The sequence below is a fragment of the Aminomonas paucivorans DSM 12260 genome (assembly GCF_000165795.1).
Lineage (GTDB): Bacteria > Synergistota > Synergistia > Synergistales > Synergistaceae > Aminomonas > Aminomonas paucivorans.
In genome coordinates this window covers 2541775-2567034 of the sequence record NZ_CM001022.1, presented here as the reverse complement: position 1 = coordinate 2567034, position 25260 = coordinate 2541775, and the positions used below count along the sequence as shown (strand labels likewise).

The window sequence follows — 25260 nt, the reverse complement described above, 5'->3', positions numbered from 1 at the left end:
CTTGCCGTGTTGGACCAGGTGCTGGAAGAATGCGGAGGAGGGAGCCCCTGGGGGCTCCCTCCTCTGCGTTTTGCTTCGGATCCCGCTGCCCCTAGAGGTCCGGGCTCCTCCAGGTGATCCGTCCGCCGCACACCGTGAGGTCCACGGGCAGGTCCGGGAGGGCCTCCGGGTTCACCCGGAAGGGGTCCTCCCGGAGGACCGTCAGATCTCCGTAGAAGCCCGGGATCAGGGCGCCCTTCACGTGTTCCTCGAAGGACAGCCGCGCCCCCGCCCGGGTGTACAGGTCCAGGGCCTCGGGGAAGGAGATGCGTTCCCCCGGGAGCCACCCCTCCGCCGGGTCTCCCGGTTCCCGCTGCCGGGTGACGGCGGCCCAGAGGCCTCGAAGGGGGGCGGGGTCCTCCACGGGCGCGTCGGAGCCCCCGGTCGTCAGGATGCCCCGATCCAGAAGCCCCTTGACGGGATAGGCCCCGGCGAGGCGGTCCGCCCCCAGTCGCGGGGGGGCGATGGACTGGTCCGAGGCCACGAAGGGGGGCTGCACCGCCGCCACCACCCCCAGGCGGGCCATGCGGTCGTACAGCTCCCCGTCCCCCACCTGGCAGTGCACGATGGTGTGCCGGGCGTCCCGGGGAACCTCCGCCAGGGCGGCCTCGTAGGCCTCCAGGGCGGTCTGGAGGCTCCGGTCCCCGATGCAGTGGATGGCCACCTGCATCCCCGCCCCGTGGGCTCGGGCCACCCGCTCCTTCAGGGCCTCGGGCCCGTAGAGCAGAAGCCCCCGGTTGCCCGGATCGTCGGCATAGTCGCGGCGCAGCGCCGCGGTGCGGGCCCCCAGGGATCCGTCCAGCAGCATCTTCAGGGGGCCGAAGCGAAAGTGCCCGTCCCCCTGCCCCGTGCGGTAGCCCCCCTCCAGGAAGGTCTCCAGGTCCTCCCGGCGGGGCAGGAGGAACTGCTCGTTCAGCCGGACGGGAAAGAGGTCCTTCTCCCGCAGGGCCCCGAAGAGGCGAAGCAGCATGTCCAGGTCCGTCCCCAGGGGGCCCAGGTCGTCGGACTGGACGGAGGTGATGCCCCGTCGGGCGAAGGCCTCCCCCGCCCGGGCGAAGAAGCGCAGGGCGGAGTCGAAGTCGATGCGGTACACCTGTCCCCGGACCCACTCCAGGGCGTCCTCCCGGAGCACCCCCGTGGGTTCCCCCTTCTCGTCCCGGTCCACCTGCGTCGGGCCGAAGGGGTCCTCCCGAAACAGCCCCAGTACCTGGAGGCCCCGGGTGTTGGCCACCCCCACGTGGCCGCAGTTCCGTTCCAGCAGCAGGGGCCGACGGGTGGGGAGCCCGTCCAGACAGGAGCGGTCGAAGAAGGGACGGGAGGGTCCCTGGGGGAGGGCGTGGAACCGCTCCTGATCCCATCCCCGGCCGGTGAGCCAGGAGTCCGGGTCCTCCGGATCTCCCAGGGCGGGGCGAAGGCGCAGGAGCATTTCTTCCACGGAGGCGCAGCCCCGGAGGTCCGTCACCCCCAGGAAGCGCCCGTAGCCCAGGGTGTGGAGGTGGCTGTCGTTGAAGCCCGGCAGCACCGTCCTCCCTTGCAGGTCGATGGATTCGGCGTTCCGGTCGAGGCTGCGGATCTCCTCGTCGGACCCCACCGCCGTCAGGGTCTCGCCCCGGATCAGGAGGGCCTCGGCCACGGGGTGGCGGGGGTCCAGAGTGCGGATGTGGCCGTGGTGCAGTGCCAGGCTGGAGTGCATGGAGAGGTCATCCTTCCCTTCTAGCGGGAAAAAAGGGCGGGGAAACCTCCCCGCCCCAAGCAAAGGACCGTCGTCGTCGGGTCTAGCGGCGGTTGGCCGGGTCGTCCTCGTAGAACAGGTGATTCATCTTCCCGCCGGACTTGCCGAACTCCCGGGCGTCGAAGTCCTTCAGCAGGCGGAAGAACACCGGGGAGAGCACCGCGATGGCCACCAGGTTGATGAAGGTGGGGACGGCGGTGGAAAGGTCCGCCAGGAGCCACACCGTGCCGCTTCCCACCTCGTACTTGGTGGCCCACAGCACGATGGCCACCCCGGGGATGGGGTAACCCCACTTGCACAGGAGGGTCAAGGCCTTGGCCAACCCCTTGTTCCAGTGCCCCACGTGGCGGGCCAGGATCTCGTAGTAGGCGCAGTAGCCCGTGGAGGTGGTCCATCCGAAGAGGAAGAGCCCCAGGGTGAAGACCGTCACCCCCAGGTTCCCGAAGCCGTGGCGGAATGCCGCCAGGGCCAGGGTCGCCCCGCCCTTGCCGGAGGTCCACTCACCGGTTACCAGGACGATGAGGGCGGTCATGGTGCACACCAGGATGGTGTCCACGAAGACCTCGAAGACCCCCCACATGCCCTGGCGGATCGGGTGGTCCACCTGGGCGGTGGAGTGGGCGTGGGGCGCCGTCCCCCAGCCTGCCTCGTTGGAGTAGATGGACCGGGCCACCCCGGTGCGCAGGGCCACCGCCACCGCGGCGCCCCCGAAGCCCCCCGCAGCGGCGGTGGGGTTGAAGGCGGAGTGAAAGATGAGCCCGAAGGCGGGGATCACCTGAGAGGCGTTCTTCAGGAGGATGAGCAGGCCGCCTCCCAGATAGAAGGCTGCCATGAAGGGCACCAGGGTGGCCGCCACCTTGCCGATGCGCCGGATACCCCCAAGGACCACGGCGTAGCACGCCGCGGCGTAGAAGAGGCTGACCCCCACCATGGGCACGCCGAAGACGGAACTGATGGCCTCCGATACGGTGTAGTTCTGCATGGTGATGAAGAAGGTGAACCAGATGCCCCCGCCGAACACCGCCGCCATGGGGATCCACACGGCCTTGGGCCAGCCCTTCATGCGCCCTAGGCCCTTCTCCATGTAGTAGGTGGGGCCGCCGTAGGCCTCCCCGGAATCGTCCACGTCCCGGAAGTACACCGCCAGGGTGCACTCCGCCATCTTGGTGATCATGCCCAGGAAGGCGCAGATCCACATCCAGAACACCGCGCCGGGGCCCCCGAAGGCGATGGCGCTGGCCACGCCGGCGATGTTGCCCACCCCCACGGTGCTGGCCATGGCGATGGCCACCGCCTGGAAGGGGGTGAGGATGCCCTTGCCCGTCTCCGTCTTCTCGAACATCTTGCAGAGGGTGTTCTTGAGGATGAAACCGAATCGCCGGAACTGCCAGAAGCCCGTTCCCACCGTGAACAGGATGCCCACGGAGAACACCGCCACCAGAAGCGGGGTTCCCCAGGCCCACCCCACCAGGGTTTCCAGGATCTTATCCATGTGACCTTGCCTCCTCTGTCCGAATGGGTTGCCTTGCTTGATCGCCCGGGGCACAGAACATCAGGGGCGCGAAGAGCCCCTCGCGCCGGGCGGGAAGACCGGTTTGTCCGATGCCTTGCGGAGCCGAATGGGACCCGCCTCGCCCTCGGGAGGGCAAGAGCGGAGAGGGGAGGGACGCGCCGCCCCTCCCCCCGAAGGCGGATCAACGGATCTTGAAGTACTTCTCCGGGACCTGGACCTTGGTCATGTCCAGGTAACCCCGGCCCAGGATGTAGGTGTCCTGATAGATGAGCACGTGGTTCTTACGCTTCGTTCCGGTGCTCAGGTCGGTGTAGTAGCCCCCGTTCCACCGGGCGCCGGGAGTGTACTTGGCGAAGCACTCCATGAGGGTCTTGAAGTCCCCCAGCTTGGTCTTCTTCTCCACGATGCGCTTGCCGAACTCCGCCAGGGCGGCGGAGTTGGCGAAGCCGAAGCTGTAGGCCCAGGTGCCCATGCGGCCCTTGCCCCCTGCCTTGACCACCGCGCCCTCCACCTTCTTCAGGATGGCGGGCCAGTTGCCCTTCTCCTTGGAGAGGTCGATGCCGAAGGCCCCGGGGTAGCCCATGAGGGGAGAAGGCAGGTCCGCCTCCACGAAGAAGCCTCCGTGGGCGGCCACCTGCTTCAGCAGGGGCTCCGTCTGGGCGTCGTTGGTGCAGAAGAACGCCGCCTTCTTGCCGTACTTGGCAAGCCACGCGGGGACCTTTTCCAGGATGAACTGCTGCGCCCCCGCCACGCCCACGTCGCTGGTGGGGTCCGGGGCGGTCTCGAAGACGAACTTCAGCCCCAGGTCCTTGCAGGCCACCTCCATGATGTTGCGCCGCCGGGAGAGCATCTCGTAGCTCATGTGCCGGGGGAAGGAGATGTGCACCAGGGTGTCTGCCCCCAGCTTCTTGGCCGCCGCCACGATCAGGTAGCCCCGGGTGATGGTGTCGGAGCCGCAGGAGAGGTCGGAGATGGAATCGATGACGTTGGGGTCCTCGTGGGGTTCCCCGGAGAAGCAGAGGATGTCCTTGCGCTTCTCCTTCACCCGTCGGAAGGCCTCGGTGGTCCCCGGGATGGCCTGGTTCACCACGATGACCTTCATGAGGGGGTCGTCCGCCAGGCCCACGATCTGGGAGATGGAGGTCTCCATCTCGGACATGAAGTTGTCCGGATAGGTGAGGTGCTTGATCATGCCGCCCTTGCTCACGTCGCCGTACTCCTTGATGAGCCGCTCCGCCCCCCGGAGGTCGTCTTCCGACTGGGACACCGTCCCCGTGACCACGCCGATGTGGAACTTCGCCGCCCCCAGGGCGGGGCACGCGAAGAGGCAGCAGAGCGCTGCGCCTACCAGGATCCGATGGATCGCCTTCGAGCCCATCTGGTTTGCCCTCCTTTGCGGGGGTTGTCCCCGCAGGACTGTTCCCGACATGCGTCGGGGCGTGACGTCAGCGGATCTGGAAGTACTTCTCCGGCACCTTCACCTTGGTCATGCCCAGGTAGCCCCGGCCGAAGATGTAGGTGTCCTGGTAGATGAGGAAGTGGTTCTTCTGCTTGACCCCCGTGCCCAGGTCCACGTAGGGGTTGCCGCTCCAGGAGCCCCCGGGGGAGTACCGGTTCAGGCAGGCCATGAGGGTCTTGAAGTCGTGGACCTTGGCCTTCTTCTCCGCCACCAGCTTGCCGAACTCCGCCAGGGCGGCGGTGGTGACGTAGCCGTTGCTGTACACCCAGGTGCCCAGGCGGCCCTTGCCCCCCGCCTTGATCACCGCCTGTTCCACCTTCTTCAGGATGGCCGTCCAGTTGCCCTTTTCCTTGGACAGATCCAGGCTCAGGGCTCCGGCGTAGCTCAGGGGGGAGGGCAAGTCCGCCTCCACGAAGTAGCCCCCCAGGGCCGCCACCTGCTTGATCAGGGGCTCCGCCTGGGCGTCGTTGGTGCAGAAGAAGGCGGACTTCTTGCCGTACTTCTGGAGCCACGCGGGGACCTTCTCCAGGATGAACTGCTGCGCTCCCGCCACGCCCACGTCGCTGGTGGGGTCCGGGGCGGTCTCGAAGACGAACTTCATCCCCAGGTCCTTGCAGGCCACCTCCATGATGTTCCGCCGCCGGGAGAGAAGCTCGTAGCTCATGTGCCGGGGGAAGGAGATGTGCACGAAGGTGTCTGCCCCCAGTTTCTTGGCCGCGGCGATGATCAGGTAGCCCCGGGCGATGTTGTCCACGTTCACCGCCACATCCGCCGCGGAGTCGATGACCCCCGGGTCCTCGTGGGGTTCCCCGGCGATGCAGAGGATGTCCTTACGCTTCTCCTTCACCCGCCGGAAGGCCTCGGTGGTGCCCGGGATGGCCTGGTTCACCACGATGACCTTCATGAGGGGGTCGTCCGCCAGGCCCACGATCTGGGAGATCACCGTCTCCATCTCGGACATGAAGTTGTCCGGGTGGGTGATGTGCTTGATCATGCCGCCCTTGTCCGCGTTGCCGTACTTGGCCATGAGGGTCTCCGCCCCCCGCACGTTGTCCTCCGCCTGGGACACCGTGGGGGTCATGACCCCGATGTGGAACTTCGCCGCCCCGAAGGCGGGACAGACCAAAAGCAAAGACAATGCCGCACCAGCAAGGATCCTGTGGAATCCCTTCCCATTCATGAACTTCGTCCTCCCCGACCGAGGCGCGCGCCGACCTCGTCCGTATGTGATGGCTATAATGTACAAACCCAGGGCTACCCTACTGTAACAACGAAGCCCCGGGGGAAGAAGGACTTGCTTCTTCCTTTGCGGGGGCAAAGGGAGCCTTTTTTCGGTATATTGTGCCTTTCGCCGAAATTCGCAATGGAAAGACAGGGATCCCGGGGAGGGAAGGTCATGCCGAGGAAGAAGCTGAACCTGCTGGACGCGACGGGGAGGAAGATCCTGGGGCACCTGGTGAAGGATGCCCGGATGCCCCTCAAGGAGATCGGGGAGCGGGTGAGCCTTTCCGTGCCCGCGGTGGCGGAGCGGGTGCAGCGCATGGAGGAGGAGGGGATCATCCGGGGGTACGAGGCCAAGCTGGACTACGACAAGATCGGCTGTCCCGTGCACATCCTCGTGGAGATCCACGGGGCCAAGGATCGATCCCTGATCAACGACGTGCAGGCCCGGGTGCCCGAGGTGATCCAGTATTGGGTGGTCACCGGGGAGATGGACTACCTGGTGGAGGTGGCGGTGTGCAGCCGCAAGCGCCTGGAGGAGGTGATCCGGGTGCTGGAGAAGATCGGTCTCACCAAGACCCATCTGGTGCTCTACAAGGAGTTCCCCCAGCTTCCCCCGGTGGGGGTGGTGCACGCGGGGACGGAGGGGGAGTGAAGGCCGCCGGGGCCTCGGGAGGAAGCGGAGGCCCCGGCGGGTCCGAAGGGGGCTACACGAACCGGTCCTTCAGCACGTCCTCCCGGGTGCGCAGGCCCCGGAGTCCCCGCTGCCGCCGGCGGGCCAGGCGGATCCGCACGGCCCAGTAGAGCTTGTACACCGGGGGGATGGCGAAGAGCGCCAGGGTACCCCCCGCCACCAGGCCGCCGATGGCCACGATGGCCATGGGAGCCCGCATCTCCCCCCCGTCCCCGGAGCCGATGGCCAGGGGGATCATGGCGATGATGGAGGTGGCGTCGGCCATGACGATGGACCGAAGCCGCACCCCGCAGGCCTCCACGATGGCCTTGGAGGGGGTCATGCCCCCCTTGCGGAGCACCTCCGCGTAGTCGATCACCACGATGGCGTTGTTCACCACCAGCCCCACCAGCATGACCATGCCCATGAGGCCGTAGAGGGACATGGTGGTGTCCGTCATCACCAGGGCGGGGATGACCCCGATGGCGGAGAGGGGCACGGTGAGCATGATGATGGCCGCGAAGGCCCAGGACTCCAGGATGGCGGCGATCATGAGGAAGGTGATGGCCACCGCCAGGGCGAAGGCGATGCCCATGTCGGTGAAGGTCTCCCTCATGTCCTCCGCCTCCCCTTCGAAGAGGAAGCGGTAGCCCGGGGGCAGGGGGATGTCCGCGATGCCCTTCTGGATGTCCCCGAAGGCCTCCCCCACGGAGCGGCCCACCACGTCTCCCTCCACCGTCACGGTGCGCAGCCGGTCCTTGCGGACCACCCGGGTGGGTCCCGCCTCGGTGGAGAAGGTGGCCAGCTCCTTCAGGGGCACCATCCCCGAGGGGGTGAGGATGGGCAGCTCCGGGGTCTGGAAGATGCTCTCCGTCTTCCCCGGGTCCAGTTTGGCCAGGATGTCGTATTCCAGGCCCCCCTCCCGGTAGGTCCCCGCCTTGAGTCCGGTGATGTAGCCCCGCACGGCCTCGGAGAGGGACGCCACGTCCAGGTCCAGCTGTCCCAGGCGCCAGCGGAGGGGATCCAGGCGCAGCTCCGGACGGCCCAGCTTCCAGTCCAGGTCCACGTCCACCACCCCGGGGACGTCCCGCATGATCTCCTTCACCTGCTCCGCCACCCGAAGCAGGGTGCCCGTGTCCTCCCCCGCCACCACGATCTTCAGGGGTTTGCCGCTGTGGAAGTCCGCCCGGGCCGCCTGGACGCTTACCGTGGCGTCGGGGAGAGAGGCGGCGAAGGGCCGCAGGTCCGAGGCGATGCGGAAGGAGCTGGGGCGGGCGGTCTTGTCCTTGTCCAGGGCGAGTTCCACCTTCCCCATGTGGGTGCCCGAACGGCTCCCGGTGCTGCCCGTCACGGCGGTGACGTGGCGCACGTGGGGAAGCTGGCGGGCGTGCTCCTCCGCCACCCGCACCAGCCGGTCCGTGCGGGCCAGGGAGCTTTCCGCGGGCAGCTCCATCTGGAGGGTCACGGTGCCGTCGTCCGCCCGGGGAAGGAACTCCGTGCCGATCCGGGAGGCCAGGGCGAAGCACCCCCCCGTGAGGGCCAGGAAGAAGAGCACCGTCTTCCAGGGGTGCAGCACGGTTCGGGTGATGAGGACGTGGTGCAGGTCCTCGAAGCCCTGGTACAGCCAGGTCCACCAGCCGCAGAGGAAGCGGCTGACCCTGGAGGGTTCCTTCGCTCCCATGATGCGGGCCGCCACCATGGGGGTGACGGTGAGGGAAACCCAGAGGGAGAAGACCGTGGAGTAGACGATGGTCAGGGCGTACTGTTCCAGGAACTGTCCCGCCACCCCGGGGACGAAGGCCACGGGCAGGAACACCCCCAGGTTCGTGGCGGTGGTGGCCAGCACGGAGATGGCGATCTCTCCGGTGCCCTTCTCCGCCGCGTCCAGGGGTTCGTACCCCAGGTCCCGGTAGCGGTAGACGTTCTCCAGCACCAGGATGGAGTTGTTCACCAGCACCCCCATGGTGATGGCCAGCCCCAGGGTGCTCATGACGTTGAGGGTGAAGCCCTGCCCCACCATGGGGACGAAGGTGGCCAGGACGGCGGCGGGCATGGCCAGGGCCACCACCAGGGTGGCGGAGAGGCGGCGCAGGAAGAGATAGAGCACCAGCCCCGTGAGGAGGGTCCCCACCACCATGTCCCGCAGGACGTTCTTCACCGCATCCCGGATGAACTCCGAGTCGTCGAAGGCCACGTCCATCTTGAACCCTCCCGGAAGGGTGGGGAGGATCCGGTCCAGGGCCTTGCGCACGTCCCGCCCCACGTTCACCACGTTGGCGTTGGGTCGGGCCTTCACGTAGATCAGGAAGGCGTCTTCCCCGTCGTACCGGGTGAGGCGCCGCACGTCCTTGATGCCGTCCTCGATGCGCCCCAGAGCGGAGAGGCGCACGGAAGCGCCGTTTTGCAGGGGCACCCGGATCTCCCCCAGGGCCTGCACCGCCGGGGCCTCTCCCTTGAAGCGGAGGGTGATCTCCCGGTCCCCCTGGGCGATGTACCCCGAGGGGTTGGTGACGTTGTTGGCGGCGATGAGGGCGGCGACGCGCTGGATGGAGACGCCGTAGCTCTTCAGCGCCCGGGGGTCCAGGAGGAGGTGGATCTCCCGCTCCTGTCCCCCCGCCAGGTCTACCTCCGCCACCCCCGTCACCCGGGTGAGCTGCCGCACCACCTGGTCGTCCAGGATGTCCCGGGCTTGCTTGGGGGGGAGGGGGGAGGTGAAGACCACCTTCATGAAGGAGTCTGCGTTGATGTCCACCTTCTCCACCGTGGGCTCGTCGGCGTCCTTGGGGAGCTTCTCCCGGGTCTCCTTGACCTTGTTGGACACGTCCAGGGTGGCCTGGTTCAGGTCCACCTCGTAGAACAGCTCCGCCACCACGTAGCAGAACCCCTCCAGGGAGTAGCTCTCGATCTTCTTGACGCCCTCCACCTTGGAGACCGCGTCCTCCAGGGGCTTGGCCACCAGCTGTTCGATCTCTCCGGGGCTGGCCCCCCGGTAGGCGGCGTAGACCACCACCACGGGGATGTCCACCTTGGGGTACAGGGCCACCCCCAGCTTGAAATAGCTGTAGACCCCCAGGAAGCAGGCCAATAGCACCGTCACCCAGGTGAAGACGGGGCGGCGGACGCAGAAGCGGATCAGGCCCATGGGGCGCCCTCTCCCTCTGCGGGACGGGAGGATCGGGGTTCAGGAGAGGTCGCCGGGGAGGGCGTCCGGTCCCGGGAAGCGGGGTCCTGGATCCAGAGCTTCGCCCCGTCGCTCAGGGTGCCCACCCCCTCCTCCACCACCGCATCCCCCGGGGCGAGGCCGGAGAGCACCTCCAGGGTATCTCCCTGCCCCTCCCCCACCTTCACGGGTCGGCGCACCGCCCGGTCCCCGGAGACCAGGTACACCGCCATCTGGTCCCCCTCCCGGAGGAACACCGTGGAGGGCAGGGCGATGACCCCTTCCTTCCGGCGGATGAGGAACTGCCCCTCCAGGAAGACCCCCGGCCGCACCCCCCGGTCCGGAGGCAGGGCCACCACGGCGGTGAACAGCCCCGTGGCGGGGTCCGCCTTGGGGTTCACCCGCTTGACCCGTCCGTTCAGGGTGCGACCCTCCAGGGAGAAGGCCACCTCCGTGCCCGGACGCACCTGTCCCAGCTCCGAGGAGGGCAGGGGGATCTGGGCCTCCAGGCGGGAGGGGTCCAGGACGGACAGGAGCAGCTTCCCCGGTTCCGCCACCTCTCCGGGCTCCGCGTCCCGCACCGCCACCACCCCGTCCACGGCGGCGCGCACCGTGGTCTGACCCAGGGTGGACCGGGAGGCCGCCAGCTTGGCCTCCTCCGCCCGGAGGCGCACGTAGGCCTTGTCCACGTCCGCCCGGGAAAGCCCCCCCTCCTGGAAGAGGACCTTCGCCCGGCGGTAATCCCTACGGGCCTCCTCCACCGCCGCCCGGTCGGCCCCCAGGTTGGCCGCCTGCTCCGTGGACTCCAGAACCAGCAGGGGCTGTCCCGCCCGGACCCGTTGCCCCTCCTCCACCAGAACCCGGAGGATGCGTTCCCGAAGCACCGCCGTCACCTCCTGGGTGGCCGAGGCGGCCACCTGGCCGTAGTAGCTGCGCCGCAGCTCCCAGGTGCCGGAGGTCACGGTGCGTACCCGCACGGGCAGGCCCTTCTCCGCCCGGATGGCCGCCACCGAGGGGGTTCGGGGCTCCGGCTTGGGGAAGGCGATCCGGTAGGCCACCAGGCCGATGCCCGCCACGATCAGGCCGATCCACAGCAGCATCCGGGCCTTCCCCTTCGTTCTCTTCATGAGCGACACCATGGGGTTTCCTCCTCCGATGACCGTTTCGGCGACCGAGCCTCATCGGCCGCGCCGAGCCGGGAAAGTCTGTGGGAAACGTGCCAGAATACCCTACTGGCTTCGGGCCGGGAGGGCAACGGGGGAGGGGCGGAAAAGGAAGAACCCGGGGATCCGCCGGGTTCTTCCTTGCGAGAGGGAGGGCCTAGGGGCGGCTCCGGTGCCGCAGAGACCCCGGGATCAGGGCCACCAGGAGGGCCAGCCCCAGGATCCCCCCGGTGCCGCCGGTGCTGCATCCGCCGGTTGCCCCTGCGCCCCCCACACGGAGGGGAAAGACCTCCTCCGTGCCGGAAACGGGGGTCCCCCGGGCGTCCAGGGCGGAGAGGCGCACCGTCAGGACCCTCCCGTCCAGGGAGTCGGGGAGGCAGAGGTCCTTGCGGAACTCGTAGAGGGAGGTCAGGGCCCGTCCCTCCACGAACCGGAGGAGGCGGATCTCCAGGTCCCGGGAGAGCACCTCCCGGGGGCCGTCGAAGACCCCCACCCGCAGCGTCGCGATCCGGTTGTCCACCCGGTAGGAGGCGTCGGCGGAGAGGGTCACGTCCTTCGGGGCCGGCTGCAGGGGCGTCACCACCCCGAAGAGGCTCAAAAGCTGCCGGGGCCGCAGGGAAACCCCGTCGGCCACCCCCCAGTCCACCCGCTTCGCCCCGTCGTCGGGGGAGCAGACCCCGTCGGATTCCGGGAGGGGGGTGATGCCGTCCCCTCGGATCTCCGCTCGGGCCAGAGCCAGCCGATCCCCCGGGGCGAAGGGTACCAGGACCCCCACCCGCAGGGCCGGGACCCCGTCCCCCCGGTCATAGCTCACCGCGGGTTCTCCGATGTCGTACCGGTAGGGGATCAGGGCGGTCTCCAGGCGTCCCGCCGCGGCCAGGCTGCCGATCTCCACGTTCTGGGTCGCGCAGTTCGGGCTGATGTTGTAAATCACCCCGTGGACCCGCCCTCCCCGGTACTCCAGGGCGTCGTTGGCCCGCCAGCGGGGCAGGATCTCCGCGAAGTACGTCGCCTCCTCCCGGAGGGCCGGGGGGGAGCCGGGAGAGCCGCAGTCCCAGTATCCCGGGAAGGGGTCCCGGTACACCCGGTAGCCTCGAGGGGCGGCGAAGGCGGTCACCGCCTCCAGGTGCGCCGGGGGGCTGAACCGGGACAGCACCTTGTCCGGAACCGTCTCCAGGAGAAGGCGGCGCTCCGCCGCGGCCGCGACAGCCCCGGTCCGGTCCAGGGCTTGCACCACCAGGCGGTAGGCCCCCGCCTCCAGGTCCCGGGAGTAGACCCGGCGGTAGGCGGTGTCGAAGTCCCCGGTGACTCCTCCCTGGAAGAGGAAGGCGAAGGCCCGCTCCCCCACCACGCCCTTGAGTCGGGGGTCCTCCAGGCTTCCGGGGACGCCGGGGTCCCAGCGGATGTCCGGCGGGGGGCACCGGAGCACCGGGGCGTCGGAATCGGCGTAGAGGTTCCCCAGCCTTCGGGCGGCCAGGTCCCTCAGGTAGTCCACCCGGAGAGCCTCCCGGGGGGTGAGGCCCGTGGCGTCCACGGAGGCCCACAGGGTGCGCAGGGGTGCGACCTCTCCCTCCCGGAACAGGTCCGCCCGGAGGGAAAGGGGTTCCTGTTCCGGGGTCTTTCCCTGCCGGTCGAAGGAGCCCAGGACGTAGAAATCCCGCAGGGGCGCCAGGACCGTTTCCCCCTCCGAGGGGACGGACAGATGGATCGTCGCCCCCGGCGCGGAGCCCGCCAAACCCAGAAGGAGGGTCACCCCCAGGGCCCACCCCCGCATCCCGCCGCCGCGTCGCGGTCTACCCATGATCGCTCTCCTTTCGGCCCTCCGGCCCGGGTCGGGGAGTCCCTTCAGAAGGGAAGGGTCCCCTCGGGGGCATCCTCCGTCGCCCACTGGCGGCGGTAGGTGTCGAACACCACCAGGAACAGCGCCAGCGCCAGGGGGCCCAGGAAGATCCCCAGAAAGCCCCAGGCGGAAAGCCCCCCCAGGATTCCCAACAGCACCAGGAAGGTGGGGGCGCCCCCCCGGCCGGAGATGAACAGGGGGCGGAGGAACTGGTCCACCGACCCCACCACCAAGGCTCCCCAGAGGAGCAGCAGGACCCCCGCCTTGATGTGTCCGGCGATCAGCAGGTAGACCCCCCCGGGGACCCAGATCAGGGCGGTGCCCACCAACGGCACCATGCCGAAGAGGAACATGAGGAACCCGGAGAACACCGGGTTAGGCAGCCCCGCGACCCACCACCCCAGCCCCCCCAGCACCGCCTGGAGGGCCACGGTGAGCAGCACCCCGAAGAGCACCGACCGGAGCAGGTCCCGGCTGCGCTCCAGAAAGGCCCGCTTCTGCTCCCCCGGCAGGGGGAGGGCGGACCCCAGGTAGGCCACCATGGAGGCCCCGTCCCGCACCAGGAAGAAGGTGGACACCAGGGCCAAGGAGGCCTCGTAGAGGAAGGTGGCGGTGCCCTGGAGGAGCCCCGAGGATCCCGCCGCCACCAGCCCCCCCACCCAGAGCCCCGCCTTCTGGACCAGCTCCCCCCAGAGGCGTCGGTCCTGAAGCAGGGGGCCCAGGGTCTCCTGGATCCGGGGGGGCAGCTTGGAGAACCACAGCTCCGGGGTTCCTCCCTGGATCTGGGCGTTGAACCGGGCGATGGCCGCAACCAGGGCGGAGGTCTCCTGCCCCAGGAAGGTCACCAGGTAGGACACCGGGGCCAGGACGAAGCACAGGGCGGCCAGGAGGGTGAGGGTGGCGCACAGGCCGGGACAGTGCCCCCGGGTGCGCCGGTTCAGGGCGGCGAAGAGAGGGTGGGTCAGGAAGGCCGCCACGGCCCCCCAGGCCAGGGGGCGCACCAGGGGGCGGGTCACCTCCAGGGCCCCGAGCCCCAGGATGCCCAAGAACAGGAGAAAGGGCAGGGTGGGGACGGCGGGGTTCTTGGGGGATGCGTCGGGAGGAAGGTTCGGGCTCACGGACAGAGGCCTCCTCTGGGAAATCGGGCTCGGGCGTCTTGACGATGGGAGCGCCCGGTGGCTATGATAACGGCAAAGGGTTAAACCAGTTTATAATACCAGAGACCTCCCTCCCTCCTCCCGAAGACCCATTCCTTACTTCCCGATCATCCAGGTCCCAAGAGGCGGAGAGGAGATGCCAGAGAAGGAGGAAAAAGGATGCCAAATCACCTGCTCAGCGTGATTCCCGGGGACGAGCGCGTCCAGGACCAGGGAACCATCAGGCTGGAGCGCGACGAATGCCGCCGGGAGGTCATCAAGGTCATCGGCGTCGGCGGAGGGGGGAACAATGCCCTCAACCACATCATCCGCAGCGGCGTGCAGGGGGTGGACTACATCGCCGCCAACACGGACCTGGGCAGCCTGGACCAATCCTCCTCGGACTGGAAGGTGGTCCTGGGGGCGAAGCTCACCCGCGGCCTGGGGGCCGGCGCCTGCCCGGAGGTGGGACGGGATGCCGCCCTGGAGTCCCGGGAGGAGATCCGCCAGGCCCTGAAGGGTTCCGACATGGTCTACCTCACCGCGGGCATGGGCGGGGGCACCGGTACCGGGGCCCTGCCGGTGATCGCCCAGATGGCCAAGGAGATGGGGATCCTCTCCGTGGCGGTGGTGACCCGTCCCTTCGGTTTCGAGGGCAAGAAACGCTGCCGCCAGGCCCAGGAGGGCATCGACCAGCTTCGGGAGTCCGTGGACGCCCTCATCGTGGTGCCCAACGACAAGCTCCTGGAGATGGCGGATCGCAACATGCCCCTGCAGGACTCCTTCCGCCTGGCGGACGACGTGCTGCGCCAGGCCGTCCAGGGCGTCACGGATCTGGTGGTGCGCCCCGGCCTGGTGAACGTGGACTTCGCGGACCTACGCACCGTCATGTCCAACGCCGGAGCGGCGGTCATGGGCATCGGCGTGGGCAAGGGAGAGAACCGGGCCAAGGAGGCGGTCCAGAAGGCGCTGGAGAGCCCCCTCATGGAAACCCCCATGCGCCGGGCCAAGGGAGTGCTCCTCAACGTCACCGGCGGCATGGATTTGGGGATCCACGAGGTCTACGAGGCGGCGGAACTCCTTCGGGAGCACCTGGACGAGGACGCCAACTTCGTCTGGGGCTACGTCCCCGATGCTGCCATGGAGGGTTCTGTGCAGATGGTGGTCATCGCCACGGGCTTCGAGCCCGGCACCTCCCCTGCCCGTCGGGAACGGGAGACCCCGGGGCTGCACCTTCAGTCCGCCTCGGCCCGAGGCCCCAAGGCTCCGGAACGTCCCGAGGCGGAGGCTCCCCGGGAGGGGGCGGAGGAGGACGGCCTCTTCCTTCAGACTCCCACCACGGGCTTGGACACCCCCTCGGTGTGGCGACGCCGGGAGTAACGCCCAAAGCCTCATCCTTACAAGGTCGGACGACGAGAGGGCGGCCCTTCGGGGCCGCCCTCTCGTCGTCTTGAGGATCCCGGGAGGATAAGGGGGGAGCCAGGAGAGAAAATAGGTTAGTAAAGATCAACCTCTTCGTTCTCTCCAAAGCCTGGGTTTTGACGCTCCCGCTCCCCTCGCATCCCCTTTCGCCACTCCTAACGGGGGTCTCTGCGCGCTCCCCGTCGCTCAAGGCGTGTTCCACTCTTCCCACAGAGACCAGGAATCGGAAGGTCTCGGTGTGAAGGGGACGAGAACACCCGGAGAGGGGGGCAGGGGGCTGAAGGGCAGCAGGAGGGACAAGGGGGCACCAGGAGGGAAGGGGGGTAAAAAACGAGGGGGGGAGCCAACTGGCTCCCTCCCTCGGGGTTTCCTAAACGGCCTATGGGTATTGTTTCACGTGGCGCAGGGACTAGCCCGGTGCCCTTCCCGAGAGCAACCCCGGAACCCGTTGCAGGGAGAGGGAGACCAGAACCGACGTGCCCAGAATCTTCACCCCATCCCCCAGCAGGAAGGGGAAGAGCCCCATCTCCAGGACCGCGGTCCAAGATACGTCCTTTCCCGCCACCCAATGCAGGTTCGCCCAAAGTCCCGTCAGCCCCAGGGCGTAGAGCACCCCCGTCCCGCAGAGGCAGGCCAGGAGGTGGAGCCGAAACCGATGCCCCGGGGAAAGGTCCGGGGCATCCCATCGAGCCACCCATCCCGCCGCCCCGGCGGCCCCCACGAAGCCCAGAAGGAAGCCGAAGGTGGGCAGCAGCACCACCTGGGGACCTCCCGCTCCCGCGAAGACCGGGAGGCCGAACAGTCCCATGAGGAGATAAAGCCCCATGGCCCACATGCCTCCACGGGGGCCCAGGACGAGCCCTGCCGCCAGGACGAAGGGCGTCTGGAGGGTCAGGGGGACGAGGGGAAAGGGAATGCGGATCTGGGCGCCCACCGCCGTCAGGGCGGCAAACAGCGCGGCCAGGACAGCCACGCGGGGTCGAAGGAACAAGGCATGCACCTCCTTGTGATGTCAACCGAGTATAACTCATGCCTTGACATGCGAACAGATCCTATCAAAACAGGTCTAGGAAGGGCTTTGGGAGGCCCGGAAAATGCACCAAGGGCTAGACCAAAGCTGACCATGGGGGCTCAAGGGGATGGGGATGCTATACTTTTCCACGCAAAGGGGGATGAAAGGATGGAGCCCTTGGAAGGGACCTACGAGATCTGTTCCAGTCGTATCAAGCCCATCGCGGAGAAACTCATCCAGAAATACGAGGAACTGAGGCACATCGAGGTGGACCACATCCTCTTCCTCCTCAACCGGAAGTCCGTGGGGAGCAAGAAACGGGTGATCCTGGCCCGGACGAGCAAGGTTCCTCCCAAATGGCAGGAGATCCTCTACCAGCTGGGGGCCATGGATTTTACCTACATCATGGAGTTTTTCGAGAAGACCACCGCCTGCCTGGACGAAAACCAGATGGTCGCCCTGGTCTATCGCGAGCTTCGCCAGATCGGACGGGAGGGGAACGTGGCACCCCCGGACGTGCACGAGTGGTACAACGTCCTCATGGGGTTGGGGCGGCACTGGTTCTATCCCGAGGCCACCTGCCCGAACCTGCTGGGGGACGATGTGGACTGGAGGAAGCTCATGGGGTCCGCCTACGAGCAACCGCTGCCTCCGGAATAGAAGAGGGAGGTAGCGAAAGGGGCAGAAAAGGAGAGAGGGGGCGACGTCGCGAGGACGTCGCCCCCTCTCCGTTGTTTCAAGAAAGGCCTGTTTTCGTCTGTTCTTCTCAACCAGCCAGAAAAGCCCCCTGGTCAAGCAGCGAAAAAGAGAAGGAAGAGGTTGCTCTATCCTGATCAACGGGCTCCCACGGAGAGAAAACCGGGTCTAAAGGGCCGCCAGAATCTCCGGAGCCAGTCCAGAGAACTTCTCCAGATGGGTCTTTCGTTCCTTACGGAGCGCAGTGATGGTGGCTACATACTCTTCTTGTGTAAGGTGTGTCCTGGGCTGGTATTGCTCCGGATCGGGAAGGGGAAGGGCTTCGGGAACCTCGTATCCCAACACGTCGTCGTAGGTCCACTTCAGGGTGTCCCGAAGGATGCCCTCGATGCAGGCGAAGGTGACCTGGGGGGTGATGTTGGCTCCGTCCTTGCCTCCTACCCGCCCCGTGCTCAGGACGTAGCATCGGATGTGGGGGTTTTCCCGAAGGATCTGAAGGATTCGGTTCCCGTTCCGGTGGGGGTTGTCCACCACGAAGGGGTCGAAGCCCACGACCCTCTTGGCCTGTCCCACCCGGGAAGGGTCGTCCGCGCTGGTGATGGTGGACTCCCCCAGCATGAAGAACGCCGCCGCCTGCTCCGGACTGACCAGCCGCCCCACGGGGGGGATGTCGTAGCGGCGCATGTTGAAGAACATCACATCCACCCGACTCAGGTCGATCCGCCCGGAGGTGTTGGGGATGGCGGATCGGGGAACCACGGCCCGCCCGTTGGTGCTGATGGCGTGGTTGTCGAAGTTGACCTCCCCGTCATCGTTCACCCAGACGTTCTCCAGGATGGCCTGGGGGTCTGTGGCGGCAGCCAGGAGGGGGGGCTGTTTGGAGACGTTGTCCGTTTTGATGTAGAAGTTGCGCTCCGTCCCCAGGCTCTTCCCGTCGGGGAGGAGGAAGTTGATGTCGTCCTGAAGCACTTCCACCCCCTCCGGGGGCTCCAGGTGAAAATCGTCGGTGGTGATGGTGGTCTTTCCCGTTCCGGAGAGACCGAAGACCAAAAGCCCCTTCTCCACCAACTGGTCACCCTGTTGGATCCGCACCAGTTTGCTTCCCGCGTGGAGCCCCAGGCCACGCATCTCCTCTCTGGCCACGTGCATGGCCATGCGAAGGGTGGCCATCTTCGTCTCACCGTAGTAGTCGCTCCCCAGGATGTAGGTCACCTTTGCCCGCGGGAAGACCAGGATCTTCCGCTGGTGCCACTCCGGGACCACCACCGTGGTGATGTCGGCGTAGTCGTCGTCCGCCTCGGGGAAGAAGTTGGCCCCGAACATCTGGGCAAGACGAGCGTACCTTCGTGTCACGTAAAGGTTGGCCTGTAGGGGAGCCACCTGGGGTGAGCCGATGCGGCAGGAGACGCGGATCATCTGCTGCCAGCGTAGGTACCCCCAGACCTGCTGGAGCAGGGAAAGAGTATCCTCGTTCAGCTCGTAATGGGTTTCCGTAAAGGCGGCGCTTCGGGAGCGGATGCGGGTCACGTACAGGGAGGCCCCCTGTTGGTTCGGAACCGCCTCATGCTGTGCCAAGGCGCGAAGTTCCTCGTCCGTCAGATCTCGGAGCAGACTGCGACAAACGGGTTTCCGAAGCAGATCCTGGAGGTTGTCCTCGTCCTGAAGCATCATCTTCGCCTCATCCTCTCTTTGGGTTATCCGTCCATGCGGGGGGTTCGCCGAAGCCGTTCCTCCCCCAGGGACCACGTCAGCGATCCATGGGGGGCGAGGGTTTCCCGAAAGGCCTCCCATGCAGTATAGTCCGTCACCGGCAAAGGGGCCTGGAGAGTGATGCTTTCCGAATATTCCCAAAGGAGGACTTCCGGGGAGTAGCCCTGTTTGGTCCACCAGTGCCGAAAGACGTCCGCACGATCATAGGGAAGCTCCAAGTGAAGGAGTCCGCATACTTCCAGAAGCTCCGGCTCCACCCCCTCAAGCGCCAGGGCAGCGGTGCCTCCGTAGGCTTCGATCAAGCCGCGCACACCCAGCTTGATGCCCCCGAAGTATCGGACCACCACCACCGCCGCCTGGGTCAGCCCGGATCCCGCCAGAGCGTGCTGGATCGGTCTGCCCGCGGTGCCCGACGGTTCCCCGGCGTCGGAGGCGTTCCCATCCTCTCGAGGGTGAGAAATCCGCCAGGCCCAACAGTAATGATTTGCCCGCGGGTAGGCTTCCTCTAGCTCGCGGACTAGTCCCTTGATATCCATCTGGAAGGAAAAGGGGCACACGATCCCAACGAATCGGGATCGCCGAATGGTCTGCTCTCGGATTACCCGCGCCGAGGGCGCCCTCATCACCAAGAAGAGGATTCCTCCCAACAGGTTCGGAGGGCCCGACAGGTCTCCTCCAGGGACTGAGGGATCACTTTGGTTTCCCCCAGAACGGGCATGAAATTGCAATCCCCATTCCAACGCGGCACAATGTGGATATGCAGATGACCCGGAAGCCCCGCTCCCGCCACCTTCCCCAAGTTGATGCCTAAGTTGAACCCCTGCGGCGACATTGCCTTCTCGAGCAGAGTCACGGCTTTGCATTGAAGCTTCCATAGATCCATCGCCTCTTCGGGACTCAAATCCCCCATGAGGGCCACATGCCTGACCGGGGCGACCAGAAGGTGCCCCGGGTTATAGGGATAACGATTCAGAAGGAGCAAGGTACGCTCGTCCTTGTGGATCAAAAGGGACTCGGCCAAGGGCTGGGCAGGGTCCAGACGGCACAGAAAGCAGGGCGATTCTTCCTTTTCCGAGTTCTCGATGTAGGCCATTCTCCAGGGCGCGAAGAGGATCTGCTTGTCCGGCATAGGTTTCACGTGAAACTATTTCCCGGGGAATATGAGGCCCTTGTTCTGATCCACAAGAGACAGGATGCGATGAGCCTCAGATTGCGTCAGGTTCCGGAGATGCAGCGAGAGCTGCTCCGGTTTTCCGGAGAAGGCAATCTCGATCTGATGCTCCTCCGCAAAGCCATAGGGCAGGGTGGAGATTCCACCTCGTTTGGCCTTCGGGGCGTTCCCTGTCTGTGGTGCGTTGGAGCGGCGCACGGCGTCTTCCAGTTGGCGCACGTTCCATCCTCTTTCTACCGCCTCCTGGGCCATGTCCTCCATGCGAGAAAGATCCTGGAGCCCCAATAGTGCCCTCCCGTGTCCTTCCGTCAGGTCGCCCGCAGAGAGCAGTTGGCGTACCGCAGTGGGAAGTTGAAGAAGGCGGAGCTTGTTAGTCACGGCGGAGCGACTCCAGCCAAGACGTTCCGCCAGGGCATCGTGGGTCATGGAGAACTGGAGTACCAGCTCATTGAGGCTTTCCGCAATGTCGAGGGCAGGGAGATCCTCGCGTTGGAGGTTTTCTACCAAGGCCACCTCTCGCATGGTGCGGTCGTCAAAGTCAACGATGCGCACCGGCACCTCTGCGATGCCGGCCATGGTGGCCGCCCTCCAGCGACGTTCTCCGGCTACGATCTCGTAGCCTCCGGTCGATTGGCGTACAAGCAGCGGTTGTAAGACCCCGTGTGTGCGGATAGACTGGGCGAGGCTTTCCAGGGAGCCGTCGTCCATGGTCTGCCTGGGCTGGAAGGGATTGGGCGTCAGGTCGGAGCAGGGTACCGTCTGGGGCGCCGATACGGCCTGTTCTGTTTCCGTGGGAATGAGGGAGGCGAGACCCTTCCCTAGTCCTGCAGCTCTTGCCATCTCTTGATGACCTCCTTGGTTAGTGTCGTGTAGGCTTGCGCTCCTTGGCTTGTGGGGTCGTAGGTCACCACGGGCATCCCGTAGCTGGGAGATTCGCTGACCCGCACGTTTCGGGGAATCAGGGTCTCGAACATTTCCTTGGGGAAACGCTCCTTGACTTGGTCGACCACATCTCTGGAGAGGCGAGTGCGACCATCGTACATGGTCAGGAGGATCCCGAAGAGTTGCAGATCCTTGTTCAGGTACTGTTGCACCAGTTCGATGGTTTTGAGGAGCTGGGAGAGCCCCTCGAGGGCATAATACTCGCATTGGATGGGAACCATGTAGTAGTCTGCCGCCACGAGGGAATTCAGGGTCAAGAGCCCTAAGGAGGGTGGGCAGTCGATCATGACGTGGTCGTATCGGGAAAAGAAGTCTCTGGATCGACGCAGACGCGTCTCTCTGCTGATGGCCGAGGTAAGTTCAATCTCCGCCCCCGCCAGATCAATGGTTGCAGGGAGGAGGTCCAGGCCTTCAATAGGGGTGGGGCAACATACGGAATCCACGTCCACTGCATCCAGTAAGAGATCATATATACTGGAGCTGAGTGTCCCTCGGTCGACCCCCAATCCTGAGGTGGCATTCCCCTGGGGGTCCATATCCGCCAGGAGTACCTTGTGGCCTGCGAGCGCAAGAGCGGCGGAGATGTTGACACAAGACGATGTCTTCCCCACTCCCCCTTTTTGGTTTGCGAAGGCAAAGACGGGCATCGAATCCCTCCTCTTATTCCCCGGGAAATACCCGAGGGTTTCACGTGAAACTAGGGAGATTATAGTGGAACAAGGGGGTGTTTCCAATCCTATGGAGTGAAGAGATCCTGAGTTCGTGGAAACGAAGCGAGATGGATCCTATGGGGGTTTTCTGGGTGGGTCGCTACCAAGCATTGGTGGAGTCGACCAGTGGGCGTTCCGGGTGTGGGTGGATCCCGGAACGACGAAAGACGCAAAACCGGAAGTGGATGCGGGAACTCCTGGGTTCTGTAGACCTCCGAGAGTTGGTTCGCGGCATTGGCCTGGAGGAGCCGGCGCGGTTTGCCGTGTCGCTTGCAGCTCTGGAGTGTGGGTGCGAGTGGTGCGGCTCGGGCATGCCTTTGGAGCAGTTCCTCGAGTCTCGGGAGGGTTCTTCGGCCATGGTGGTGGGACGCTCTGAAGAGCTGTCCCCTCTCCTGCGGAGCCATCTTTCGGTTGCCTGTTCTTTGGTCAAGAGAAAGGAACGGGATGACGATGTCCCCGCTTGGGTAGGGGCCTTTTTGCGGAATGAGGGGCGCCAGATCTGGCTGACCCCCGAATCACTCCAGAGCATGCCTCATGCGCTGGGGGAAGGGGTGTTGCAGGACTTCGAAGAAGTCATCCTGGGGCCGGAGCCTGTCCCTCCCTTGGTCGGGCTTTACAGGACCTGGGGCATCACGCACTGGGTAGGGGGGCATTGGGCCGATTGGGGCGGGCTGAAGGACTGGGTCTTGAAGGGGGGGCATGCGGTGGACTTCCCGGGTTATGAGTTGTGTGTCCACGGCACGGACGTATGAAGCGGCTTCCTTGTGGAATTGCCTTAGCCCTCCTCCTTGGGGTAGCCCTCTGTCGTATCCCCGTTTCTGCCCTGGCCGATGAGGGAGGGCCGGTTTCTGCGCAACCCGTATTCGTGGAGAGCGTGGCGGATGGAGACACCGTGAGGGTGAGGACGAAGAACGGGAGGACGGAGATGGTGCGCTACCTCCTCGTGGATTCCCCGGAGGTGCACCACCCTCAGAGGGGGGAGGAGGAACTGGGAGGGCAGGCTCGTAGATTGAACCAGAGCCTGGTGGGTGGAAGGGCCGTCTATTTGGAATACGACGTGGAACAGCGGGATGCCTATGGCCGGTTGCTTGCTTACGTGTGGTTTCAGGATAAGAGTGGCTGGATTCTGGTGAACGAGCGGATGGCCCGCTCCGGGTTGTGTCTGTATCTGGAAGTGGGGAAAAACAGAAAGAGAAGCGATCAGATTCGCCGCGCCTGCGACCTTGCCCGCAGGGAGGCCCGGGGGATCTGGGGCCTCGTGGGGCAGGGAAAGCGACGCTACAGTGAGGAGCAGGCCTGGTCCGAGGCGGAAACGTTGAGGGGGCGTTGGATCCTGCTGGCCCTGGACGTGAAGAAGGTGAACCGCAAAGGGAAGGGGGTTCGTATCTGGGGACAGAAGGGACGAATCCGAATCGACACGTACCCCAACGTCCTGGGGAGGCTCGATCTCCGGAGGGGAGATCGACTGGTCCTCCTTGGGAACCTCGCAGGAGGTTCCCAAGGCTGGCGGATGCGCTGGGTGGATCCGGGGCAAAGGTGGGAGGGTCCGTCGGTCCCGTAGCGGCCTCCTCCGGAGTGCCCACAATCAGACGTAGGGGTCAAAGGGCATGGACAGATCGTCCGATTCGGGTTTGGAGAGGACATGAAAGCCCCTTCTAGAGATCTTCCAGCGAATGGGGCGAGAGCCTTCTGGCGTTTCCACCTGGAACACCCGGGTGCGCCGGGAAAGAGCTAGACGTCCCACGGGCCAGTACCGCACGCCCCGTGTGGGGGTGGAGGAAAAGAGAAGGTGGAGCAGCGGTTGAAAGTCCTCCGGGGTGGTCAGGATGCGAAGGGTCCACAGGGGCCTCCCCTTCTTCCCTGTTCCGGGGTGACAGGCCACCTCGCGGGCCAGGGTGGAGAGACGGGAGATGGCTCGGGACAACTCCTCCCCCGTGATGTCGTCCAGCACCGTCTCCATTTGAAGAAGCCGTCCCTTTTCCGTCTCCTCCAGGAGATGGGCGGGAAGGACGTTGGGATGGCCGAAGACGGGCCTAGTCCCTCTCCCATACCCTGTATGCAGTATGACAGCAGGTGCGGGGGTGTCGGTAAAGGCAGCGCAGGAGGCCAAGAGGGCGATGCCTGTGGGAGTGGTCAGTTCCTGGTCGGGTCCATCCAGCTGGAGGGGAACGGAGTGCCTGGAAGCGATGGCCCGAACGGCGGGGACGGGGACGGGGATAGAACCGTGCTCGATCTGGACGAACCCCGTACCCGTTCGGGGGGGGGTGCTTTGGATTTCCGGGTCACCCAGGTCTTCCAGAAGCAGAAAGAACCCCAGAACGTCGAAGATCGTGTCGAAGCGGCCTACTTCGTGGAGGTGGACCCGGGAGACGTCCTGTCCGTGCGCCTCCGCCTCCGCCTGCACCAGTATGTCCAGGGTGCCTTCTGCCTGAGCCAGAACGGATGCCGAGGCTCCCGTGTGGAACCCTGCGGTGTGGAGAAGCTGGCGCAGCTCTTCAGGGTGGCGGTGAGCCGCCGTCTCCTCGCAGGTGGCGAGGACGGAAGTGCAGGGAAGGGTTCCGTCGTTTTGGGGGAGGAGCTGGACGCGAACGTCCCGGACTCCGGGAGCTTCCAATCCCGTGAACCGTTGCAGGAGTTCCTCTCGGGCTCCGAGTCCAAGAAGGGCTCCCAGGAGCATGTCGCCGCTGACGCCGGAGAGATGGGGTTGAAACAGAATCATGAAAAGGCCTCCTGATGGGTCTGAGTGAGGTGCGGCCCTTCTCCGTGGAAGGGCATTTACTCGAAAGGTGTTCCCTCCCGAAAATGGACCACCGGGAAGAGGTCTGGCTCGGGAGAGAGGGTTCGGTCCATTTTCCCCGGGAAATAACCCTCCAGGTCTAGTGCGAGGGAGGCAAAACCCAGAGGGCGGATTCCTTCCAGTAGGGTTTCCCGCAGGGCGAAGGCTTGTGGCAAGTCCTGGGGGGGGACCTCCAGGATAGCTGCTTGAGGCGTGTAGAGGCGGACGCGATTGCAGGAGAACCCCAAGCCTTGTATCAGCGCCTCGGCCTGGGCGATCCGACGGAGGTTCTCCCTGCGGACCGGCTGCCCATAGGGGATCCGGGTGGCCAGGCAGGGGGAGGGAGCCACGGAGGCGGCCTCCAGGCCGAGAGCCTCCAGAGCCTGACGTATCGTCGATTTTGTCCAGCCCGTCTCCGCCAGGGGATGGAGGATCTGGTCCTCTCTGGCTGCCTGCAGCCCCGGTCTCCGTTCCTCCAGGTCGTCAAGGTGGGTGCCATCCGCCAAGGGCCAGTGAAAGGGCAGGGCCGGGTGCTGTCGGACCTGTCCATGGCGGAGTTTGCGACAGTGGTAGCAGCGGTCTGGGAGGTTGGCGGAGACGGCGGGGTGCTCCGTTTCGATCCCTGGGATGATCTGGAGGGAGGCGCCGAGGCGTGCCGCTTCCGCAGTTGCTCGTCGACGAGACGCGGGAGGATCCAGCTCGGAGTCGATGAAGAATAGGATATAGTCATGACAATCCAGCGCTTCCGCTGCGGCCTGGGCAAGGAGCACGCTGTCCCCTCCCCCGGAGAAGAGGATTCCCAGGTGGGCCGTCTTTCGGAGCCAACGGAGAAGGTCACACCAGAGGGACTCGAGGTCCGGGTTCAGGGTTCTCCGCCTCCTCTGC

General features: G+C 65.9%; 20 protein-coding genes. 4 read left to right on the top strand and 16 right to left on the bottom strand.

Annotated elements, in window-relative coordinates; genetic code table 11:
* Nucleotides 1-91: 91 nt before the first annotated feature.
* The 4 genes from APAU_RS11995 to APAU_RS11980 all read right to left on the bottom strand — a co-directional run bounded on the left by APAU_RS11995 (nt 92) and on the right by APAU_RS11980 (nt 5923).
* The gene (locus APAU_RS11995) at nt 92-1732 is read right to left on the bottom strand and encodes an amidohydrolase (RefSeq protein WP_006302027.1); all 1641 of its coding nucleotides are present in this window, start codon (nt 1730-1732) and stop codon (nt 92-94) included.
* Nucleotides 1733-1814: 82 nt separating this feature from the next.
* Nucleotides 1815-3263 (bottom strand): alanine/glycine:cation symporter family protein, encoded by a 1449-nt coding sequence (locus APAU_RS11990; protein ID WP_006302026.1) that lies wholly within the window; start codon nt 3261-3263, stop codon nt 1815-1817.
* A 202-nt stretch (nt 3264-3465) separates the two neighbouring features.
* On the bottom strand, nt 3466-4662 hold the full coding sequence (locus APAU_RS11985) for a DUF3798 domain-containing protein (RefSeq protein ID WP_006302025.1): 1197 nt from the start codon (nt 4660-4662) through the stop codon (nt 3466-3468).
* 67 nt (nt 4663-4729) lie between these two features.
* Nucleotides 4730-5923, bottom strand: a complete 1194-nt coding sequence (locus tag APAU_RS11980) for a DUF3798 domain-containing protein (protein ID WP_006302024.1) — start codon at nt 5921-5923, stop codon at nt 4730-4732.
* A 216-nt stretch (nt 5924-6139) separates the two neighbouring features.
* On the opposite strand from APAU_RS11980, the gene APAU_RS11975 reads away from it, so the two are divergent.
* Nucleotides 6140-6619 carry an Lrp/AsnC family transcriptional regulator gene (locus APAU_RS11975; RefSeq protein ID WP_006302023.1) on the top strand — a complete coding sequence of 160 codons (480 nt, stop codon included), beginning with the start codon at nt 6140-6142 and terminating at the stop codon, nt 6617-6619.
* A gap of 52 nt (nt 6620-6671) precedes the next feature.
* Here the strand turns inward: APAU_RS11975 and APAU_RS11970 are convergent, their stop codons facing one another.
* From APAU_RS11970 to APAU_RS11955, 4 genes are all read right to left on the bottom strand, one after another.
* Entirely contained in the window at nt 6672-9779 is a 3108-nt protein-coding gene (locus tag APAU_RS11970) for an efflux RND transporter permease subunit (RefSeq protein ID WP_006302022.1), read from the bottom strand.
* Nucleotides 9770-10936 (bottom strand): efflux RND transporter periplasmic adaptor subunit, encoded by a 1167-nt coding sequence (locus tag APAU_RS11965; protein WP_006302021.1) that lies wholly within the window; start codon nt 10934-10936, stop codon nt 9770-9772. Before APAU_RS11965 ends, APAU_RS11970 begins: the two co-directional genes overlap by 10 nt.
* A gap of 181 nt (nt 10937-11117) precedes the next feature.
* A complete protein-coding gene (locus APAU_RS11960; protein WP_006302020.1) occupies nt 11118-12761 on the bottom strand; it encodes a hypothetical protein in 1644 nt (547 codons plus the stop codon).
* A 44-nt stretch (nt 12762-12805) separates the two neighbouring features.
* Entirely contained in the window at nt 12806-13918 is a 1113-nt protein-coding gene (locus APAU_RS11955) for an AI-2E family transporter (RefSeq protein WP_006302019.1), read from the bottom strand.
* A gap of 198 nt (nt 13919-14116) precedes the next feature.
* On the opposite strand from APAU_RS11955, the gene ftsZ reads away from it, so the two are divergent.
* On the top strand, nt 14117-15316 hold the full coding sequence (gene ftsZ / locus APAU_RS11950; protein WP_006302018.1) for a cell division protein FtsZ: 1200 nt from the start codon (nt 14117-14119) through the stop codon (nt 15314-15316).
* Nucleotides 15317-15767: 451 nt separating this feature from the next.
* Here ftsZ and APAU_RS11945 read toward each other — a convergent pair whose 3' ends face one another.
* On the bottom strand, nt 15768-16349 hold the full coding sequence (locus tag APAU_RS11945; protein WP_006302017.1) for a biotin transporter BioY: 582 nt from the start codon (nt 16347-16349) through the stop codon (nt 15768-15770).
* 189 nt (nt 16350-16538) lie between these two features.
* Between APAU_RS11945 and APAU_RS11940 the strand changes: the two genes are divergently transcribed.
* Nucleotides 16539-17030 carry a putative metallopeptidase gene (locus tag APAU_RS11940; protein WP_006302016.1) on the top strand — a complete coding sequence of 164 codons (492 nt, stop codon included), beginning with the start codon at nt 16539-16541 and terminating at the stop codon, nt 17028-17030.
* A 204-nt stretch (nt 17031-17234) separates the two neighbouring features.
* Here the strand turns inward: APAU_RS11940 and APAU_RS11935 are convergent, their stop codons facing one another.
* From APAU_RS11935 to APAU_RS11915, 5 genes are read right to left on the bottom strand one after another with little or no spacing between them, the layout of a single operon-like run.
* Nucleotides 17235-18737, bottom strand: coding sequence for a phosphoenolpyruvate carboxykinase (locus tag APAU_RS11935; protein ID WP_006302015.1), 1503 nt, complete (start codon nt 18735-18737; stop codon nt 17235-17237).
* A 23-nt stretch (nt 18738-18760) separates the two neighbouring features.
* Nucleotides 18761-19399 (bottom strand): IMPACT family protein, encoded by a 639-nt coding sequence (locus tag APAU_RS13125; RefSeq protein ID WP_040346263.1) that lies wholly within the window; start codon nt 19397-19399, stop codon nt 18761-18763.
* A complete protein-coding gene (locus APAU_RS11925; RefSeq protein ID WP_232207739.1) occupies nt 19399-19869 on the bottom strand; it encodes an HIT family protein in 471 nt (156 codons plus the stop codon). Before APAU_RS11925 ends, APAU_RS13125 begins: the two co-directional genes overlap by 1 nt.
* A 51-nt stretch (nt 19870-19920) precedes the next feature.
* Complete coding sequence (locus tag APAU_RS11920) at nt 19921-20787, bottom strand: ParB/RepB/Spo0J family partition protein (RefSeq protein WP_006302012.1); 867 nt, start codon at nt 20785-20787, stop codon at nt 19921-19923.
* The gene (locus APAU_RS11915) at nt 20766-21536 is read right to left on the bottom strand and encodes a ParA family protein (RefSeq protein ID WP_006302011.1); all 771 of its coding nucleotides are present in this window, start codon (nt 21534-21536) and stop codon (nt 20766-20768) included. Before APAU_RS11915 ends, APAU_RS11920 begins: the two co-directional genes overlap by 22 nt.
* Before the next feature lie 961 nt (nt 21537-22497).
* Between APAU_RS11915 and APAU_RS11905 the strand changes: the two genes are divergently transcribed.
* On the top strand, nt 22498-23160 hold the full coding sequence (locus APAU_RS11905; protein WP_198004013.1) for a thermonuclease family protein: 663 nt from the start codon (nt 22498-22500) through the stop codon (nt 23158-23160).
* A gap of 24 nt (nt 23161-23184) precedes the next feature.
* Here APAU_RS11905 and larC read toward each other — a convergent pair whose 3' ends face one another.
* Both larC and APAU_RS11895 read right to left on the bottom strand, forming a co-directional pair.
* Nucleotides 23185-24318, bottom strand: a complete 1134-nt coding sequence (gene larC / locus APAU_RS11900; RefSeq protein WP_006302008.1) for a nickel pincer cofactor biosynthesis protein LarC — start codon at nt 24316-24318, stop codon at nt 23185-23187.
* 56 nt (nt 24319-24374) lie between these two features.
* Nucleotides 24375-25145, bottom strand: a complete 771-nt coding sequence (locus APAU_RS11895; protein ID WP_156789501.1) for an adenine nucleotide alpha-hydrolase family protein — start codon at nt 25143-25145, stop codon at nt 24375-24377.
* Nucleotides 25146-25260: the final 115 nt, after the last annotated feature.

Bases quoted from the DNA above. Each gene is read 5' to 3' on its own strand.
- APAU_RS11995 (WP_006302027.1), bottom strand. From the start codon at position 1,732: ATGCACTCCAGCCTGGCACTGCACCACGGCCACATCCGCACTCTGGAC.
- APAU_RS11990 (WP_006302026.1), bottom strand. From the start codon at position 3,263: ATGGATAAGATCCTGGAAACCCTGGTGGGGTGGGCCTGGGGAACCCCG.
- APAU_RS11985 (WP_006302025.1), bottom strand. From the start codon at position 4,662: ATGGGCTCGAAGGCGATCCATCGGATCCTGGTAGGCGCAGCGCTCTGC.
- APAU_RS11980 (WP_006302024.1), bottom strand. From the start codon at position 5,923: ATGAATGGGAAGGGATTCCACAGGATCCTTGCTGGTGCGGCATTGTCT.
- APAU_RS11975 (WP_006302023.1), top strand. From the start codon at position 6,140: ATGCCGAGGAAGAAGCTGAACCTGCTGGACGCGACGGGGAGGAAGATC.
- APAU_RS11970 (WP_006302022.1), bottom strand. From the start codon at position 9,779: ATGGGCCTGATCCGCTTCTGCGTCCGCCGCCCCGTCTTCACCTGGGTG.
- APAU_RS11965 (WP_006302021.1), bottom strand. From the start codon at position 10,936: ATGGTGTCGCTCATGAAGAGAACGAAGGGGAAGGCCCGGATGCTGCTG.
- APAU_RS11960 (WP_006302020.1), bottom strand. From the start codon at position 12,761: ATGGGTAGACCGCGACGCGGCGGCGGGATGCGGGGGTGGGCCCTGGGG.
- ftsZ (WP_006302018.1), top strand. From the start codon at position 14,117: ATGCCAAATCACCTGCTCAGCGTGATTCCCGGGGACGAGCGCGTCCAG.
- APAU_RS11940 (WP_006302016.1), top strand. From the start codon at position 16,539: ATGGAGCCCTTGGAAGGGACCTACGAGATCTGTTCCAGTCGTATCAAG.
- APAU_RS11935 (WP_006302015.1), bottom strand. From the start codon at position 18,737: ATGATGCTTCAGGACGAGGACAACCTCCAGGATCTGCTTCGGAAACCC.
- APAU_RS13125 (WP_040346263.1), bottom strand. From the start codon at position 19,399: ATGAGGGCGCCCTCGGCGCGGGTAATCCGAGAGCAGACCATTCGGCGA.
- APAU_RS11925 (WP_232207739.1), bottom strand. From the start codon at position 19,869: ATGGCCTACATCGAGAACTCGGAAAAGGAAGAATCGCCCTGCTTTCTG.
- APAU_RS11920 (WP_006302012.1), bottom strand. From the start codon at position 20,787: ATGGCAAGAGCTGCAGGACTAGGGAAGGGTCTCGCCTCCCTCATTCCC.
- APAU_RS11915 (WP_006302011.1), bottom strand. From the start codon at position 21,536: ATGCCCGTCTTTGCCTTCGCAAACCAAAAAGGGGGAGTGGGGAAGACA.
- larC (WP_006302008.1), bottom strand. From the start codon at position 24,318: ATGATTCTGTTTCAACCCCATCTCTCCGGCGTCAGCGGCGACATGCTC.